Below are 17,226 nucleotides of genomic sequence, written 5' to 3'. Positions count from 1 at the left end.
ATTGGCTTGTGACCTCGAGGGGGTAGGCGCTGGAGCTAGACAGTTATCAAAGTTCAAAAATTATATACTTTCTTATCTTTTAAAAAACCCGCCTTTTATAAAAAGACGGTTTTATGGCTATTTATAGGCAGCTGCCAGGTCAGTGCGCGGCGCTTCCTTCTTTTTCACTTCGTCGATTTTATTGACAAACATCTGGAAAACTTTTCGTTTTTCATCCAAATCACGTATGTATTCTTTCAATTCGTTATACTTCTCTTCAAAAGGCTTATGATACATTTCACGGATATTATCAATAATCTCTTCGTTCACAGTAGATTGGATAACCTGCTTTGTAATTCCGTATTTGTAGGAATAAACTTTCAGCTCTTTTTTAACATCCTCGTATTCATTATTAATCTGGTCCAAAACTTCAGAAATATCCTCTTTCCATTCTTCTAAAGACTTCGCTAAATAATCCTCCATAATGACCTCCCCTTTTGTTTACAGACAATAGTTTCCCTTATACAGGAGTATAACGCTGCTTGGTTACACCGATTTTGCTGGAACATTACATTGTGTTATCAATTAAAAGGAGGGGATATTGTCTGTTGAAGTAGGGGTGCTGAAATCAATTTAATATACTTCAATTTCCCTTAAAAAGAATATCCTTCCATAATTTTATCAGCAATCAGCTCATATCCCTTTCCATTCGGATGAAGAGAATCAGCGAAGTATTGTTTTTTATTTTTTCCCTTGAACAGTTCATTGGTGGAAATGTAGGTGATATGTTTATCCTCAGCTGCTTTTTTTCTGATGGATTTGTTCCAATGGTCAATATATTTTTCAATCCGGTCGCCGTCAGGATAAGGATTGTATAGTCCAATCAGGATAACAGGTGCTTCACTGTTGGCGGTTTCGAGTGTTTCCAGGATTCCATCCAGTTTATCTTCATATATGTCCTTAGCTTCAACAAGATTTTCGTGATGGAGCGGATACAAATCCCCGCCATTGCTTTTCAGCAAATCGTTCGTGCCAATATATACAATGAACATATCTGCATTTTTGATATCCTCTGCCACTTTCGGTTTGAGCATTTGCTGGAGAACATCAGAAGATTTATAGCCATACACTCCATGATTTGTTATGCGGTAATTCTTATCCTGATATGCCTTATCCAGTTTGCTCTGCAGCCTTCCAATATACCCCTCTTCTGTTTCATCTCCATATCCGTAGGTAAGTGAATCCCCAAAAGCAACAATCATCTGGCTGCTATCTGCCTTTTTTTCATCTCCGAGAAATGTAATGGAAAGATAGATGCCAAGCCCAAGCAGGGTAATGCCTGCTAAAAGGTAGATTTTATTTTTCATAGTGTATGTTCCTTTCTTGGTTGAGATAAGTGTTGGCTGCTGCAGACGCATGTTCTTTACCCCGCATCCCAGTTGTTTAATCTCATTTCCATAAAAAAGAAGCAGTACCAAAACGGTACTGCTTACTGTAATTAAGCGTTTGTCACGCCTTCTTTTTCTTCAATTTGCTGTTTCATTCTCTGGCGGTCTCTTTCCAAAATCGGTTTAAGATATTTACCTGTATAGGATTCCGGAACTTCAGCAATTTTTTCCGGTGTCCCTGATGCTAAGATAGTACCGCCCTTATCTCCGCCTTCAGGTCCAAGGTCAACGATATAGTCAGCTGCCTTGATGACATCAAGATTATGCTCAATAACCAGTACCGTGTCTCCATTTTCAACCAGACGCTGAAGGACCACGAGCAGTCGTGAGATATCATCAACATGAAGACCTGTTGTCGGTTCATCAAGAATATATAGGGAGCGGCCCGTTGAACGGCGGTGCAATTCGGAAGCAAGCTTGACACGCTGCGCTTCTCCGCCGGACAATGTTGTCGCAGGCTGCCCCAAAGTGATGTAGCCCAGGCCGACATCATAAATCGTCTGCAGCTTGCGGCGGATTTTAGGAATATTCTCGAAAAACTCCAATGCATCTTCCACTGTCATATCGAGAATCTCCGAAATATTCTTCCCTTTATATTTAACTTCAAGTGTTTCCCTGTTATAACGTTTGCCATGACAGACTTCACATGGCACATACACATCAGGCAGGAAGTGCATTTCAATCTTAATAATCCCGTCTCCGCGGCATGCTTCACATCTTCCGCCTTTTACATTGAAGCTGAAGCGCCCCTTTTTATAGCCCCGCACTTTTGCTTCATTGGTTGAAGCAAATACATCGCGAATATCATCAAACACTCCGGTATATGTTGCCGGGTTGGAACGAGGCGTCCGCCCGATTGGAGATTGGTCGATATCAATGACTTTATCAAGGTGATCAATGCCCTTAATTTCTTTATGCTCACCCGGCTTCGCTTTGGCTCTATGAAGCTTCTGGGCAAGCCCTTTATGAAGAATTTCATTGATTAATGTACTTTTCCCTGAACCGGATACACCCGTAACAGAAATAAAAGTGCCGAGCGGGAACTTAACATTCACATTTTTAAGATTGTTTTCTTTAGCCCCTTTAATTTCGATAAAGCGTCCGTCGTTCTTGCGGCGCTCAATTGGAAGCGGAATGAATTTCTTGCCTGACAGATATTGCCCTGTCAGGGAGTCTCGGTCGTCCATTACCTCCTGAGGCGTACCCGCTGAGACGATTTGTCCGCCATGAACCCCTGCTCCCGGGCCCACATCGATTAAATAGTCTGCTGCCATCATTGTATCTTCATCGTGTTCCACCACGATCAGGGTGTTGCCGATATCACGCATATTTTTCAGCGTATCAATCAAACGGTCATTATCACGCTGATGGAGACCAATGGAAGGCTCGTCCAGAATGTAGAGTACACCCGTCAGGCGCGAACCGATTTGTGTGGCCAGGCGAATACGCTGGGCTTCACCGCCGGATAAAGTTCCAGCTGCCCTGCTTAATGTCAGGTAATCAAGCCCGACATTGATAAGGAAACCCAGCCTTTCCTTAATCTCACGGAAAATAAGATTGGCAATCTTCATTTCTTTTTCGGACAGTGTCAGATTCTCAAAAAAGCTGAATGCTTCCTCAATCGAATATTCTGTTACATGGCCAATATGTTTTCCGGATACAAGCACAGCAAGTGTTTCCGGCTTCAGACGGTAGCCCTTGCAGGAAGGACATGGGTGCTGGGCCATGTATTTCTCCATTTGCTCACGGATATAATCAGAGCTTGTTTCTTTATAGCGGCGCTCCACATTGCGGATGACACCTTCAAAACGAATATAATTCTCCCTTACCTGGCCAAAGTCGTTTTCATATCGGAAATAGATGCTGTCCTTGGCGGATCCATATAAAATTTTATCAAGCAAGTGTTCAGGGATATCCTTAACCGGCATATCCATATCAATCCCATAATGATTGCAGACTGCCCCAAGCAGCTGAGGATAATATTGAGAGCTTGTCGGTTCCCATGGCGCAATGGCATTCTGCTTTAATGAAAGATCCTTATTGGGTATTACCAAATCAACATCTACCTCAAGCTTTGATCCCAATCCGTCACATTCCGTACAGGCACCAAAAGGACTATTAAAAGAGAACATTCTTGGCTCAAGTTCGCCAATTGAAAAGCCGCATTGAGGGCAGGCATGGTTCTCGCTGAAAAGCAGTTCTTCTTCCCCGATGACATCAACAAGCACCTTGCCATTACCAAGATTCAAAGCAGTTTCCAATGAATCTGCAAGCCTTGGCGCTACGCCTTCTTTTACGACAATCCGGTCGATTACTACTTCTATAGAATGCTTTTTGTTTTTTTCCAGCTCAATCTCATCACCGAGATCCATCATTTCTCCGTCGACACGGACACGGACAAATCCCTGCTTTTTGACATCCTCGAACACTTTTACATGTGTCCCTTTTCGGCCGGAAACAAGGGGAGCCATCACCTGGAGCTTTGTTCTCTCAGGGTATTCCATAATCCGGTCAACCATTTGCTCAATGGTCTGTGAGGAGATTTCGATATTGTGAATCGGACAGGTGGGACGCCCCACCCGTGCAAATAATAATCGCAGATAGTCATAAATTTCTGTCACTGTTCCCACTGTGGAACGAGGATTTCGGCTTGTCGTCTTTTGGTCAATCGAGATTGCCGGAGACAATCCTTCGATCGCATCCACGTCAGGCTTATCCATCTGACCGAGGAATTGCCTTGCGTAAGCGGATAATGATTCCACATAGCGGCGCTGCCCCTCTGCATAAATTGTATCAAAGGCCAAAGAGGACTTTCCTGAACCTGAAAGTCCGGTCAGGACGACAAGCTTATCTCTCGGAATGGTGACATCTATATTTTTCAGATTATGGGCTCTGGCACCCTTTACAATCAGTTTATCCATCGCCATTTTTACGTCATCCTTCCGCTTTCAGCTCTAATATTAAATCACGAAGCTCGGCAGCCCTTTCGAAATTGAGGGATTTGGCCGCTTCCTTCATTTCTTTTTCCATATCGCCGATCAGCTTCTCGCGCTCTTTTTTGTTCAGCTTGCCGAGCTTTGCTGACGGCTGGTATTCTTCCTGCTCTTCTGCCGCATGGGTTGCACGGATCGAATCGCGTATATCCTTCTGGATAGTCATTGGCGTGATGCCATGCTTTTCATTATACTCTTCCTGAATAGAGCGGCGGCGCTTTGTTTCACTGATGGCTTTTTCCATGCTGTCCGTAATCCGGTCTGCATACATAATGACATGGCCATTCGCATTACGCGCTGCACGTCCAATCGTCTGGATGAGTGAACGTTCTGAACGGAGGAAACCTTCTTTATCAGCGTCAAGTATGGTAACAAGAGATACTTCAGGAATATCAAGTCCCTCCCGCAGAAGGTTGATCCCGACCAGCACATCGTACTTGCCAAGACGAAGCTCCCGGATAATCTCAATCCGCTCAAGCGTTTTTATCTCTGAGTGCAAGTACTGCACTTTAATGCCGATTTCCTTTAAATAGTCCGTTAAATCCTCAGACATTTTCTTCGTTAAAGTGGTAACAAGCACACGTTCGTTTTTCTCAACGCGATCCTGGATTTCACCAATGAGGTCATCAATTTGACCTTCGATTGGACGGACATCAATAGTAGGATCAAGCAGACCGGTTGGGCGGATAATTTGCTCAATCATTTCCGGTGTATGCTCAAGCTCATAAGGACCGGGTGTTGCCGAAACAAAGACAGCCTGCTTCACATGCTTTTCGAATTCAGTGAACGTAAGAGGTCTGTTATCCATCGCTGAAGGCAAACGGAAACCATGATCCACAAGCACGGATTTTCTTGCCTGGTCACCATTGAACATGCCGCGGATTTGCGGCAGAGTTACGTGTGATTCATCAATCACAATCAGGAAGTCTTCCGGAAAGTAATCCAGAAGGGTATACGGTGTTGAACCAGGCGGCCTTAACGTAAGATGACGGGAATAATTTTCAATGCCGGAACAAAAACCCATCTCCCTCATCATTTCAAGGTCATAGCGGGTCCGCTGCTCGAGGCGCTGGGCTTCAAGAAGCTTATCGTTTTCTCTTAACTCAGCAAGGCGCACTTCCAGTTCTTTTTCAATGTTCTGGATGGCGATCCGCATTTTTTCTTCACGCGTTACGAAGTGGGATGCCGGGAAAATCGCAACATGCTCACGTTCACCCATTATTTCACCTGTAAGGGCATCCACTTCACGGATCCGGTCTATCTCATCTCCGAAAAATTCTACACGGATACAATGCTCATCCCGTGATGCCGGGAAAATCTCGACAACATCTCCGCGTACACGGAAGGTACCGCGCTGGAAGTCAATATCATTGCGCTCATACTGAATATCAACGAGCCTGTGAAGAAGCTGGTTCCTCTCAATCTCCATTCCGGTTCTGAGGGACAGCACCATTTCACGGTATTCTTCAGGTGAACCCAAGCCATATATGCAGGAGACACTGGCAATAATAATGACATCATTCCGCTCAAATAGGGAGGAAGTCGCCGAGTGGCGAAGCTTATCAATTTCATCATTGATGCTTGCATCTTTTTCAATAAAAGTATCTGTAGAAGGCACATACGCCTCAGGCTGATAGTAGTCATAATAGCTGACAAAATACTCAACCGCATTGTTTGGAAAAAAGTCCTTGAATTCACTGTATAGCTGGCCTGCGAGTGTTTTATTATGTGCAATAACAAGCGTTGGCTTGTTTACTTCTTTTATGACATTCGAAATCGTGAAGGTCTTACCCGTTCCTGTTGCACCCAGAAGTGTCTGGTGCTTCTTGCCGGAGTTGATTCCCTTCACAATTTCTTTTATTGCCCCCGGCTGGTCGCCCTGTGGGGAATATTTTGAGACTAATTCAAATTGATCCTTCACCTAAAAAGCCTCCCGTTCAAATTACTTTTATCTATATATTAATCACAAACCAGCATTGAAATAATTTAAGATCCGGGATGCACCGCTGATTTGTCAGTTTTTTACTCAAAACTCATATCATCATTCTACCACAAAGAGCCTAAAACAAACCAATAATATGCGAACGGATATTCGTTTTTTTGTTTTTCCTGAGCAATTATTGCTTGGGAAATATGCCGAATTATTGAGGGGATTGTCGAAGAAAGGTTAATCAAACGTTTGATTGATTGCCTTGAGTTCAATCAAACGTTTGATTGAACTCCATTTAAAGCTGATATTCCGTATGTCTAAATACAGCTTTTAACTCATTAATTAAAAAACCTGTCGATAGATTTGTTCGACAGGCTCTGCAAAATTTATTCCGCACTTGGCTTTATTTTCGGCTTCAATTTTTGGGCATACCAAAACCCGACAGTCAGTGAAAGTGCGTCTATAACAATTAAGGCAAATGAATTGGTGTAGCCTTTATATACTGAAGCAGCAATAAGTCCAACCGTCAAAACCAGCCCAATTACACGATTATAGCTGACTCTCGTAAAAAACAATACCAGCAGTCCAGGAAGCAGAAGAGCTGACAAGTATTTTAATGCCATCTAAAACACCTTCTTTTGGTTTTTCACAAAAATTCAAGGTTTCTACCATTAGAATAGCTTTTCACAGGAGGATGTACAAGTTTTTTCAGTGTTATTTCAAGCGTTCTTTCACATAATAAGATAAAAGAACTTCTTATGGAGGAATGCATCATGGCGAGAAGAAAAAGACGCCCGCTAGTCCCGGAATCAAGAGGAGCCTTGGACCAGCTGAAAAATCAGGTAATGGCAAACCAGGGATATCACGTTGACATAGAAAATCCTGACGCTGTAAAATATGAAATTGCTGAGGAGGCAGGTGTGCCTTTGAAGCAAGGCTATAATGGCCGGCTTACATCCAAACAGGCAGGAACAGTTGGCGGAAAGATTGGCGGCAGCATGTTGAAGGAACTTATCCGGATGGCACAGGAACGGATGAAGGAACAGTAGGTAAATGTGAACTTTGGGAAAAGAATGGGGAAATTGGGGAAACGAACACTTAAGTTGAGGAAAAGACTCAGCAAACCAGGGAAACAACTCCCCAACTTGATGAAAACACTCAAAAATATAAGGAAAAGCTATCCCGCAAAAGGATAGCTTTTATTTTTATTCAGCCGTTTTTCGCTCTAGAAATTCCTGTTTAATGGATTTAAGCAGTTCCGGTTCCGTTATCAGCTGGAAGGCAGTGAGTGCAAGCCCTTTTGCTCCAGTTATCAGTGCTTCGTCTCCTTTTGCAGAAGCTGCCGCTTCCCGGAATGGAACAGTATGGGCTACAAGATCGTCTGCACCAATTTTTATATAAGGGTGAATAGTTGGCACCACCTGGCTGATGTTGCCGGCATCAGTCGAGCCGATTCCATCTCTGTCCCCAGCCACGACTGTTTCTCCCAAATCTTCAATCACTTCTTTAAACACCTGGTCATATGTCTTGTTTAACAGCAGGTTGTCGACTTCATTTTGAAAAGCAATGACATTCAGCTTTGCTCCTGTTGCCAGGGCTGCGCCTTCAGCGACAGCTTTCACCTTTCGGGTAACTTCATTCAAACTCGTTCTGGTTGAAGCACGGATGAAGAATCTGGCTTTTGCATACTCAGGGATAATATTCGGAGCATCCCCGCCATGAGTAATAATTCCATGGATTCGCACATCATCCTTCAATTGCTGGCGAAGAGCATTTATACCGTTGAACAGCTGAATGACTGCATCCAGGGCATTGATTCCTTCCTCAGGTGAAGCTGCCGCATGGGCAGGCTTTCCGATATATTCGAAGTCAAGCGGATCCACGGCCAGTGATGAACTGGTCAGGCGGGTATGATTTGACGGATGAACCATCAGAGCGGCATCAATACCTTCAAGCAAGCCATGCTTCACAAAGCTTCCTTTGGCACTCCCATTTGGCCCGCCTTCTTCCGCCGGGGTTCCGAAGACTACTGCTTCTCCTCCGGTCTCATCAATGACCTTACTCAATGCAATGGCTGCTGCCACACTTGTCGTGCCTATGATATTGTGGCCGCATCCATGGCCCAGCCCGGGAAGGGCATCGTATTCTGCAAGGAATGCAATGGACGGCCCCGGTTTATCGGATTTTTTCCGGGCCAGAAAAGCTGTTTCATGCCCGGCTACTGCCCGTTCTACTTCAAACCCTTCCTTCTCAAGGATACCTGAAAGCAAGTCCGAGGCAAAAAACTCCTCATTTCCTATTTCCGGGTTTGCATGGATCTGGTGGCTTGCAGAAAGGTAAAGTTCCTTGTTATCATCAACATTTTTCTGAATTGCTTCTTTCAGTTCGGATAGTGCTTTTACAGGTGCCGTCATCATTGTTCCTCCTTTATAAATTAATTACCATCCAATATCACTTAATGGAATGAAAGTCGGGATCATGCTTCCGTCATATTCTTTCGTGATGAAATCAGCTACATCATCTTCCTGGTAAAGTTCCGCAATTCTCTTAAGCGTTTTGTTATCTTTGTCTTCTGTTCTGACAGCGATGATATTTACATACGGAGTGGCGGTTTCGCTTTCAATAAAAACTGAATCCTTAGTTGGGTTAAAGCCTGCATCTACAGCAATTCCGTTATTGATGACAGAAGCAGAGACATCCGGAAGGGCACGCGGCGTCTGCGCTGATACCATTTCTACAAATTCAAGGTTCTTCTTGTTTTCAACGATTTTATTCAAGTCCAGGTTTCCGTCATAGTCCTCGGATAATTTGATCAGGCCCGCTTCCTCCAGTAAAAGAAGGGCTCTTCCGCCATTTGAAGCATCATTTGGAATGGCAATTTTGCCGCCATCCGGAATGTCTTCTACAGATTTTACTTTTTCAGAATAAAGACCCATTGGTGCTAAAACAGTTGTCGCAATCGGTGAAAGATCCATATTATGCTCTTTAATAAAAGTGTCGAAATAAGCGACTGTCTGGAATGCATTTACATCAAGATCACCTTCTGCAAGAGCAACATTTGGCTGAACATAATCAGAGAATGTCACAACTTCAATTTCAATGCCTTCCTTTTCAGCCTTTTCTGCAATAAAGTCCCAGATGCGTGTATCTGATCCGCTGACACCTAATTTAACCTTCTTTGTTTCTTCTCCGCCAGTTGTGCTCGAGCATGCTGCAGTGAACACAGCCAATGTTAAAATAATGAATGCTAAGAATAGTTTTTTCATGATGTATTTCCTCCTAATTTATCTTCTTCTGATTTTTTTGGATAAGATATTTCCGAATGACTGCAGGCCTTGAACCATGACAACTAAGATCGCAACGGTAATCAGCATGACTGTTGTATCAAATCGCTGGTAGCCGTATGTAATGGCAAGGTCACCAAGGCCGCCGCCGCCGACTGCCCCAGCCATTGCTGATGCTCCGACCAGACCGATTGTCGCAATGGTAAAGCCTAATACCAGCGAACTGAGTGCTTCCGGAATCAGGAATTTAAGAATAATCTGCCCCGGTGTCGCTCCCATTGCTTCTGCAGCTTCAATGACTCCCGGATCAACCTCAAGCAATGAATTTTCTATTAATCTAGCAATGTAGGGTCCTGCATAAAAGACGAGCGGCACTACGGCTGCTGCAGTTCCAATCGATGTTCCGACAATCATCCTGGTGATTGGGATGATCGCTACCATTAAAATGATGAATGGGACTGATCTGAAAATATTAATAATGCTGTTTATGATGTTAAAAACAACGGTGTTTTCCAGCAGATGCCCTTTCCTTGTCACGACAAGCAAAATGCCAAGCGGCAGTCCGATAAGAGCTGAAAACAGCAATGAGAAAGCCACCATTTGGACCGTTTCGATTAAGGCTTCGATGATTTTTTCCTGGTTAACTAGCACGTGAAGTCACTTCCTTTATTGAAACTTTTTCCTGGCTGATGTACTGAATCGCCCTTCTGATTTCACTGTCCGGACCCTGGAATTCAACAATCAGGTTGCCAAAAGGTGTTCCCTGAAGTTCAGTAATATTTCCAAACAGGACATTGAAGTCGATATTAAACTTTTTGGCAACCTGCGAGAGCAGCGGCTGTCCGGCAGAGTTTCCGACAAAGTTGATTCTGAATACCTTTTGAAGCCCCTGCTGTTTTTTAATCACTTCCTTAATGGAGTCAGGTAATTGATCATTCATAACCGTGCTGACAAAGTTTTTCGCTGTTGGGGTTTTTGGTGAAGAAAAGACATTGAAGACGGTTCCCTCTTCAATAATTTTGCCTGCCTCGATGACAGCTACTCGATCACAGATCTCCCTGATGACAGACATTTCATGGGTAATGATTAGAATGGTAATGTTGTATTCTTTATTTATTTTTTTCAGCAGCTGCAGGATCGAGCTGGTGGTCTGCGGATCCAGTGCTGAAGTTGCTTCATCACATAATAGAATGGACGGCTGAGTTGCCAGCGCCCTGGCGATGCCGATCCGCTGCTTTTGCCCGCCTGACAGCTGATCCGGATAGCTGTTCGCCTTGTCGGCAAGCCCCACGAATTCTAATAGTTCATGGACACGCTTTTTTATTTCATCCTTAGGGACCTTAGCCAGTGTGAGCGGCATCGCCACATTGGCAAACACGGTTTTCGAGTTTAAAAGATTAAAATGCTGAAAGACCATCCCGATGTTTCTCTTCACTTCGCGAATTTCTCTTACAGATAAAGCCGTCAGATCATGCCCGCTGACAATGACCTTTCCTGAAGTCGGCTTCTCCAGCCAATTGACACAGCGGATCAAAGAACTCTTTCCCGCACCGCTGAAGCCGATCACACCGAAAATCTCACCCTTATTAATCTTTAAATCTATTCCATCCAGAGCAGCTACCTGCTGACCTCCGCTATTATAGACCTTCTTTAAATTCTGAAACTCTATCATGCAGCATCTCTCCTTTTGTGGTGACAGGTACCTATACCACTTTGGGGAACTGGTACAGGTGCCTGTCACCTTTTATTATCTATTATTCCTATGCGAAAACTGAGAATTATATCCTGAATTTTACCCCTTCCGTCAGAAGAGGTTTTGTTAAAGTCCTCTTCTTATCTTCCAGGCTTTTCGCCTGCTGGATTTGGCACAGTGCAGTCTGCCTGCTGCCGAAGCTTCATTGGGCCAGGTCCCTCTGCTTCTCTCGATAAGAATTATTCATATGTTTATGAATAGAATCTTGATGCATTATTTTTCGGATAAAAACAAAAACCCTCTTCTAAAGAAAGAAGAGGGCAACATTTATCAATGGTCCTCTTCTTATCTTTCAAGCAATGCTTGCTGGATTTGGCACGGTACACTTTTGTCCGCTGCCGAGGTGTCATAGGGCCAGTCCCTCAACCTCTCTGGATAAGAAGATTTTTATTATTTGGTTGTTTAATATGTTTATTACTTTACCACCATAAAGAAAAGGATGTCAATATAAAATTTTTAAATTTTTTTATAAAATTACCTTTCTGTTCCTTGGCACACTGTATTACCCAAAGTTTTTTGCTTGCGGCTCTACAAAAAAATGATAGTTAAATCCTATGTGTCTAAGACTCTAACTCATGTATAATAATGGAAAAGTGACATTTCCCCAAATAGGAGGGACAAAAATGATTATGACGGAAAATCCGAAAGATTTATTCGCGGACAAAGTCGAAGCGAGGAATCTGCAGCTGGCCATTCAGCATTCCAGCGATGTGATTGCAAGAGTGACAAAAGAAGGCATTGTTTTATATGTCTCCCCTTCCTGCTTGCTGATGCTGGGGTATTCACCGCAAGATTTTTACCGGAGCAGCCTTTGTACATACTGCCATCCAAATGACCGAAATCTTTTAAGAGAGGCATTGGCCGAGATTGAACAGCTTCCGCATAAACGCGAGACCTTTCGTTTCAGGCATAAGGAGGGGCATTATCTGTGGCTTGAAGCCAATTTTTCAGTCATTAATGACGAAAAAGAAATGATATGCATCATCCGGGATATGACACAGAGAATTATCATGGAAGAGGAAATCCTTGAAACACAGGAGAAGTACCGCTTTCTGGTGGAGTACTCCAAGGATACGATCGGAATGGTGACACAAAAGGGGATTTGGACCTATATCAATAATGAAGGAAAGAAACTCTTCGGGTTCACGAGCATCAAAGAGATGATCGGCACCTCCCTCCACGACTACACTCCTCCTTCAGAACATTCCACCCTCGATGATTTTCTGCAAACAAAGCTAAGCGTGAATTTTGAGCTTAATTTGATCCGGACTGACGGACAAATAAGAAAAGTCGAAGTCCAGCTGATCCCAACCACTTTTAAGAACAGAAAGGTCTACCAAATCATTATCAAAGATGTAACTGGACAAAAGAAGACTGAAGAAAAGCTGCATAATGCTGAAAAACTTTCCGTTGTCGGTCAGCTTGCGGCAGGCATTGCCCATGAAATCCGCAACCCGCTTACAGCCATAAAAGGCTTTACACAGCTATTATACGAAGAACATAAAGACAATTTCGCAGAGGTGATTCTAAATGAGCTGGAGCGGATTGAAGGCATCGTCAATGACCTGCTCGTTCTCGCCAAACCTCAAATAACCGAAATGGAAGAAACCTGCCTGACAAACGTAGTAAAAAGTGTAATCACTCTTTTAAACAGCCAGGCGGTTATGGAAAATATCCTGATCGAATTAACTCAGTCACCCGGCGAGTTCTTTGTAAAATGTGAAAAAGATAAAATTAAACAGGTGCTGATTAACATCATTAAGAACTCAATGGAAGCCATGCCAATGGGCGGCAAAATAAACGTCGATATCCGCAAGGAGGACCAATCTGTCATCATCACTGTTGAGGATGAAGGAATCGGCATACCGGAAGAACGCCTCGCCAAACTGGGAGAGCCGTTTTACAGCACAAAAGAAAAAGGAACCGGCCTTGGCATCATGATCTGCAAAAAAATCATTAAAAACCACGGCGGAAACCTATACATCCACAGCAGGGAAAATGAAGGCACAACGGTGCAGATTACTTTGCCGCTTGCCTGAATAAAAGAAGCCAGATGTATGAACTGGCTTCTTATTTCTGAAGGATAAACTCCTGTTCCTGCCTGTCATCCCCATTATGAACCCTTTCCTTGTAAAAAATCTCACCCTCTGACATCAGCAGCACAGTTGAACTCCTGGTTCCGTAGCCATCGCTTTTAATAAATAAAGGAGACAGAATCCGTTCCCACTCAAGTGAAACTCCTGTTTTCGGAAGCAAATCATCCGGGGCAGGGTCTGCATTCCGGAGAAGTGTGAACAGGTCTTCTGTTAAGTTCCCGGCTGGATTATCTATTATTTTAGTTAAGCCAGTCTTCCCCTTTTCCACCTTCGGCCATTCGGTATTCAGCACATGGTTGCTCACCCCGTAAACCCCCGGCTGAAGCTGCTCTATTCTATCCTCCACGTTTGAATAATAAAAGAGCTCGTCCAAATTTCCCGCCAGCAGATTGTAGCCGGGATAGATGCTGCGATGTTCAGATGCCCAGTTCATAAAGTCAGCTGGCGAAGCGCTGCCCTTCAAAAACTCTGCCGTAAGATCCCCTCTTGACTTCTTTCCTTCTGTCACTTCATTCGGGTCGCGATAATTTGTCAGAGCTGCAAATCGTCCATTCTTAGTAACACCCATCCATGTCCCCATCTTCCTTAAATCCCGGCCAGCAAGAATGTGGGGGTGGTCCTCCCAAAAATGCGCGGGGGCAGTCGGACGCTCATAAAATTCGTCGCGATTGGCCGCCACTATCAGCTTGAATTTCGGATGGACTTTGTATGCGAATAGGATTAGACACATTGGGATCACTGCTTTCGTTTTTACAATTATTTTAACTTTATATAAGGAAAAATAATACCAATTAGAAAAAGCCCCTCTCTGCAAAGGAGCTTTCCCATCTTTACGTAACCCTCTCCTCGAGCCGGGCTGCTTTCCTCGCCCTTAAAAACCTTACTGTATTTAAAACAATCGTTTTGGTCACAGCATAGGTAGGAATCGCCAGGATCATGCCAAGAATTCCGGCAAGATTGCCTGCAACCAGCAATAGAATGATGATGGTGGCTGGATGTGTGTTTAAGGTTTTGCCGAGAATCAGCGGTGACAGCACGTTCCCTTCAACCTGCTGGGCAATCACGATGACCACGACAACCAGAAAAGCTTTTGTCGGTGAGTCAAAAAGAGCGACAATAACAGCAGGTGCACCGCCAAGAAACGGGCCGACATAAGGAATAATATTGGTGATGGCCACAATCAGTGCCATAACAAGCGCATAAGGCAGGTCGATGATTAAATAGCCGATAAATGAAAGTGTCCCCACGAATAATGCTACTGTAATCTGTCCCTGAATATAGGAAGAAAGTGTCTCCCCTGTTTCCTTAAGCGTTTTTACCCCTTCTTCTCTGTAAGAAGCAGGAAGAAACTTCGAAACAGCTGCAGGAAACTTATCTCCATCTTTAAACATGTAGAATAAGAGGAATGGCACCGTTACAATTGTAATCGCAATATTGGTGACCAGGCTGACAATGCCGGCTACCCCCTGTGTCAAGCGGCTTGGGAGAGTATTGGCATAATCCATAATGCGGGCTTCAATTTCTTGTATCGATATGTAGTCCTGTGCCAAAAACCACTTAAACTCTTCGGTGTTAGACATTGAATTTACAAAGTCTCTTGTCGTTTTCGCATATCCCGGAAGATCGTTGAACAATTCAGTTACCTGTCTGCTGATAAGCGGAGCAATGTTGCCAATGACGAGCATTACTAAACCAATTACCGCTGCATAGATGATTAAAATCGCTGCCGTTCTTGGCACCTTATAGCGCTGCAGCAACCTGACCAGCGGATTCAATAGGAAATACAGAAACCCCGATATAATGATTGGAAAAAATAGAGTAGATACAAAGATGCCGACCGGTTCAAACAGAAAAGAAATTTTTGTTGATACATAGATAATGGTTAAGATTATCAGTAATTGCAAAGTCCAGTACTGCAGTTTTTTCTTTGCCACAATGTCACCTTTTTCTTTGAATGGATTAACTAAAGGATATCATATTCGCGTTTTTACTCCTACGAAGATGCTACTTCTATTACGATTAGAAATTGAAAAGGTTTCGGAGAAAATTCATTCATAATTCCCAAAAACTATTCATACTAAATATAGATATATTTACTCATAAACATCTCGATTTTTTGTTTAACTCTACCCCGAAAGAGGTATAAAGAACTACGAACCACAAACTTCCCCCTTAAAAGCCAGGAGTGAACAGACTTATGAGTACAATAGACATTTTAAAGAAGGAACTCGGATTACTGACAGGCGAAATGAATCGCTGTAAGAATGCCAAGATAAAAAAACAGATTCTTAATGATATTCGCCTCATCCAGAGTGCAATCCAGAACTTACTCTAAGCTGCTCATAAATTAGTATCCACTGCTTTCCTTCCTCACCTGAAGAACAAAAAACCAGCATCCATTGGCTGAAATACTGGTTTAGAAGTTATTTTCAAGATTATACCGCTTCACTATCCCACTTCTTCTCATCCTGCACAAACAGCAGCCCCAGTTCATGATGGTCACCTTCATAAAGAGCACGCTGAACGAAACGAACCTGTCCGTTCACATCAAAGACCTCGAGCTTGCAGTAAGCCCCGTTCTTTTGCAGGGCTTCATAGAAGCCTTTCTCATCATGGATTTTTACGCCATTGACTTTTGTAATAACCTCTCCCACTCCAAGAGACATTTTATCAGCTGGTGAATCGGGAACTACTCCGAGTACCATGATTCCCTGATTGCGCTTGGAAAAGTAAAACGGCGCCTGATCCTCTGCCATTCTCTGGCGGAGCGAGATGAATTCACGCCCGATGATCGCAAGTGCCGCTGCACCCACAGCAGCAAGCGGATACCAGTAGCCTGCAGATGAAATCAGCAAAAGAAGTATGCCAAACACGCTGATTCTTTGTCCAAGCAGCGCTGTTGCCTCTTTAGGAAGCGTGCCTTGGATTCGCTGATGAAATCCGATCGAAAAAGGGACAAGAATGAGCGAATACGTTTCTCCTCCGATTGGTATCATTGGCCACCACTCTAACGGCAGCTGCAGGGCCTCTCCCGGAATCAGCAGAAACACTGGCACCATCCAGATTCTTTTTGACTCGTGAATGCCTATAGTTTGGCCCCGTTTACTTTTTACAAGTCTGGGAGATGTGCCTTTTCGGCCGTTTCTTATAATCAGGAAGCCTTCCGTGATTACAAGAAGGGCAAGGAGAACAGCGATGGACGGGAAGATGGAAGAATCAAGAGCTGCTTCCGATCGGGCGAATGACGGCAATGGCCATTGCTGTTCAAAAGCAAACATGGTGGCGAAAAAGGCAAAGCCCAGCGTATAAACAGGAGCCATCCATCTCACTTTCGCAGTAAAGCTCCACAGGAATGTAAGAGCGGCGGTAAACACAATCGTCTCCAATGGCAGGACAAGTCCCGCTCCCACCATCACCACGCTCACTGCAAGACCAGCCAGAATCCCCAGCGGAAGAAGCTGCCTCAGCTCGAAATAGGCATTTTCAGCGCGGACCGAAAAGTCCTTTCGCTCCCGCTTTACACGGGAAATACCTAAAAATGCTGCCACAAAAAACAGGTAATAAGATACCGGATTCAACAGCAGCTTTCCTGTTCCTTTAAAAAACTCAAAAATCCACTCCTCTATCAAACTTGCCACCAGCCTCTATTAATAAATTCTCATGAATTATGTAAACAACAGAAAACTCTATTACTCTATATTCTACCAAAAGCACCTTACAAAACCTATTACAATCTCGCTTTA

At 43.7% G+C, this 17,226-nt stretch carries 15 protein-coding genes and 2 riboswitches; of the genes, 3 read left to right on the top strand and 12 right to left on the bottom strand.

The features are described from left to right. Nucleotides 1–117 precede the first annotated feature (117 nt). The 5 genes from BFI01S_RS09045 to BFI01S_RS09025 all read right to left on the bottom strand — a co-directional run bounded on the left by BFI01S_RS09045 (nucleotide 118) and on the right by BFI01S_RS09025 (nucleotide 6,973). Complete coding sequence (locus BFI01S_RS09045; protein ID WP_035329260.1) at nucleotides 118–462, bottom strand: hypothetical protein; 345 nt, start codon at nucleotides 460–462, stop codon at nucleotides 118–120. A 170-nt stretch (nucleotides 463–632) separates the two neighbouring features. Beyond that, on the bottom strand, nucleotides 633–1,397 hold the full coding sequence (locus tag BFI01S_RS09040) for a DUF459 domain-containing protein (protein ID WP_061792332.1): 765 nt from the start codon (nucleotides 1,395–1,397) through the stop codon (nucleotides 633–635). A gap of 80 nt (nucleotides 1,398–1,477) precedes the next feature. Next, nucleotides 1,478–4,354: an excinuclease ABC subunit UvrA gene (gene uvrA, locus BFI01S_RS09035; protein ID WP_061792328.1), complete on the bottom strand. Its 2,877-nt coding sequence runs from the start codon at nucleotides 4,352–4,354 to the stop codon at nucleotides 1,478–1,480. A 7-nt stretch (nucleotides 4,355–4,361) separates the two neighbouring features. Next, nucleotides 4,362–6,341, bottom strand: coding sequence for an excinuclease ABC subunit UvrB (gene uvrB / locus BFI01S_RS09030; RefSeq protein ID WP_061792327.1), 1,980 nt, complete (start codon nucleotides 6,339–6,341; stop codon nucleotides 4,362–4,364). A 395-nt stretch (nucleotides 6,342–6,736) separates the two neighbouring features. Continuing rightward, nucleotides 6,737–6,973 (bottom strand): DUF2198 family protein, encoded by a 237-nt coding sequence (locus tag BFI01S_RS09025; RefSeq protein ID WP_061792326.1) that lies wholly within the window; start codon nucleotides 6,971–6,973, stop codon nucleotides 6,737–6,739. A 150-nt stretch (nucleotides 6,974–7,123) separates the two neighbouring features. Between BFI01S_RS09025 and BFI01S_RS09020 the strand changes: the two genes are divergently transcribed. Then, entirely contained in the window at nucleotides 7,124–7,399 is a 276-nt protein-coding gene (locus BFI01S_RS09020) for an alpha/beta-type small acid-soluble spore protein (protein WP_061792325.1), read from the top strand. Between the two features lie 156 nt (nucleotides 7,400–7,555). On the opposite strand, the gene BFI01S_RS09015 is transcribed toward BFI01S_RS09020, so the two are convergent. Genes BFI01S_RS09015 through BFI01S_RS09000 form a run of 4 tightly spaced genes read right to left on the bottom strand, consistent with a single transcriptional unit; the run spans nucleotide 7,556 to nucleotide 11,306 of the window. Then, nucleotides 7,556–8,764, bottom strand: coding sequence for a M20 family metallopeptidase (locus BFI01S_RS09015; protein WP_061792324.1), 1,209 nt, complete (start codon nucleotides 8,762–8,764; stop codon nucleotides 7,556–7,558). 24 nt (nucleotides 8,765–8,788) lie between these two features. Next, the gene (locus BFI01S_RS09010; protein ID WP_061792323.1) at nucleotides 8,789–9,616 is read right to left on the bottom strand and encodes a MetQ/NlpA family ABC transporter substrate-binding protein; all 828 of its coding nucleotides are present in this window, start codon (nucleotides 9,614–9,616) and stop codon (nucleotides 8,789–8,791) included. An 18-nt stretch (nucleotides 9,617–9,634) separates the two neighbouring features. Next, complete coding sequence (locus tag BFI01S_RS09005) at nucleotides 9,635–10,285, bottom strand: methionine ABC transporter permease (protein WP_035329251.1); 651 nt, start codon at nucleotides 10,283–10,285, stop codon at nucleotides 9,635–9,637. Further along, nucleotides 10,275–11,306, bottom strand: coding sequence for a methionine ABC transporter ATP-binding protein (locus tag BFI01S_RS09000; protein WP_061792322.1), 1,032 nt, complete (start codon nucleotides 11,304–11,306; stop codon nucleotides 10,275–10,277). Before BFI01S_RS09000 ends, BFI01S_RS09005 begins: the two co-directional genes overlap by 11 nt. 158 nt (nucleotides 11,307–11,464) lie before the next feature. Further along, nucleotides 11,465–11,566, bottom strand: a riboswitch (SAM riboswitch). 103 nt (nucleotides 11,567–11,669) lie between these two features. Next, nucleotides 11,670–11,769, bottom strand: a riboswitch (SAM riboswitch). 241 nt (nucleotides 11,770–12,010) lie between these two features. On the opposite strand from BFI01S_RS09000, the gene BFI01S_RS08995 reads away from it, so the two are divergent. Beyond that, nucleotides 12,011–13,426 carry a PAS domain-containing sensor histidine kinase gene (locus BFI01S_RS08995; protein ID WP_061792321.1) on the top strand — a complete coding sequence of 472 codons (1,416 nt, stop codon included), beginning with the start codon at nucleotides 12,011–12,013 and terminating at the stop codon, nucleotides 13,424–13,426. A 31-nt stretch (nucleotides 13,427–13,457) separates the two neighbouring features. Here BFI01S_RS08995 and BFI01S_RS08990 read toward each other — a convergent pair whose 3' ends face one another. Then, a complete protein-coding gene (locus BFI01S_RS08990) occupies nucleotides 13,458–14,213 on the bottom strand; it encodes an NRDE family protein (protein WP_061792331.1) in 756 nt (251 codons plus the stop codon). 100 nt (nucleotides 14,214–14,313) lie between these two features. Continuing rightward, a complete protein-coding gene (locus BFI01S_RS08985) occupies nucleotides 14,314–15,417 on the bottom strand; it encodes an AI-2E family transporter (protein WP_061792320.1) in 1,104 nt (367 codons plus the stop codon). A gap of 263 nt (nucleotides 15,418–15,680) precedes the next feature. On the opposite strand from BFI01S_RS08985, the gene BFI01S_RS23010 reads away from it, so the two are divergent. Further along, complete coding sequence (locus BFI01S_RS23010) at nucleotides 15,681–15,818, top strand: hypothetical protein (protein ID WP_156478339.1); 138 nt, start codon at nucleotides 15,681–15,683, stop codon at nucleotides 15,816–15,818. A gap of 100 nt (nucleotides 15,819–15,918) precedes the next feature. Here BFI01S_RS23010 and BFI01S_RS08980 read toward each other — a convergent pair whose 3' ends face one another. Then, on the bottom strand, nucleotides 15,919–17,112 hold the full coding sequence (locus tag BFI01S_RS08980) for a PDZ domain-containing protein (RefSeq protein ID WP_061792319.1): 1,194 nt from the start codon (nucleotides 17,110–17,112) through the stop codon (nucleotides 15,919–15,921). Nucleotides 17,113–17,226 lie beyond the last annotated feature (114 nt).

Origin of the sequence: Cytobacillus firmus NBRC 15306 (assembly GCF_001591465.1) — a bacterium.
Taxonomy (GTDB): domain Bacteria; phylum Bacillota; class Bacilli; order Bacillales; family Cytobacillaceae; genus Cytobacillus; species Cytobacillus firmus.
This window is presented reverse-complemented; position numbering and strand designations above follow the sequence as displayed.

What these genes read in the sequence shown, in the direction of transcription:
- BFI01S_RS23010 (WP_156478339.1), top strand. Translation starts at nt 15,681, where the DNA reads ATGAGTACAATAGACATTTTAAAGAAGGAACTCGGATTACTGACAGGC.
- uvrA (WP_061792328.1), bottom strand. Translation starts at nt 4,354, where the DNA reads ATGGCGATGGATAAACTGATTGTAAAGGGTGCCAGAGCCCATAATCTG.
- BFI01S_RS09015 (WP_061792324.1), bottom strand. Translation starts at nt 8,764, where the DNA reads ATGACGGCACCTGTAAAAGCACTATCCGAACTGAAAGAAGCAATTCAG.
- BFI01S_RS09025 (WP_061792326.1), bottom strand. Translation starts at nt 6,973, where the DNA reads ATGGCATTAAAATACTTGTCAGCTCTTCTGCTTCCTGGACTGCTGGTA.
- BFI01S_RS09020 (WP_061792325.1), top strand. Translation starts at nt 7,124, where the DNA reads ATGGCGAGAAGAAAAAGACGCCCGCTAGTCCCGGAATCAAGAGGAGCC.
- BFI01S_RS08995 (WP_061792321.1), top strand. Translation starts at nt 12,011, where the DNA reads ATGATTATGACGGAAAATCCGAAAGATTTATTCGCGGACAAAGTCGAA.
- BFI01S_RS09045 (WP_035329260.1), bottom strand. Translation starts at nt 462, where the DNA reads ATGGAGGATTATTTAGCGAAGTCTTTAGAAGAATGGAAAGAGGATATT.
- BFI01S_RS09040 (WP_061792332.1), bottom strand. Translation starts at nt 1,397, where the DNA reads ATGCGTCTGCAGCAGCCAACACTTATCTCAACCAAGAAAGGAACATAC.
- BFI01S_RS08990 (WP_061792331.1), bottom strand. Translation starts at nt 14,213, where the DNA reads ATGTGTCTAATCCTATTCGCATACAAAGTCCATCCGAAATTCAAGCTG.
- BFI01S_RS09010 (WP_061792323.1), bottom strand. Translation starts at nt 9,616, where the DNA reads ATGAAAAAACTATTCTTAGCATTCATTATTTTAACATTGGCTGTGTTC.
- BFI01S_RS09000 (WP_061792322.1), bottom strand. Translation starts at nt 11,306, where the DNA reads ATGATAGAGTTTCAGAATTTAAAGAAGGTCTATAATAGCGGAGGTCAG.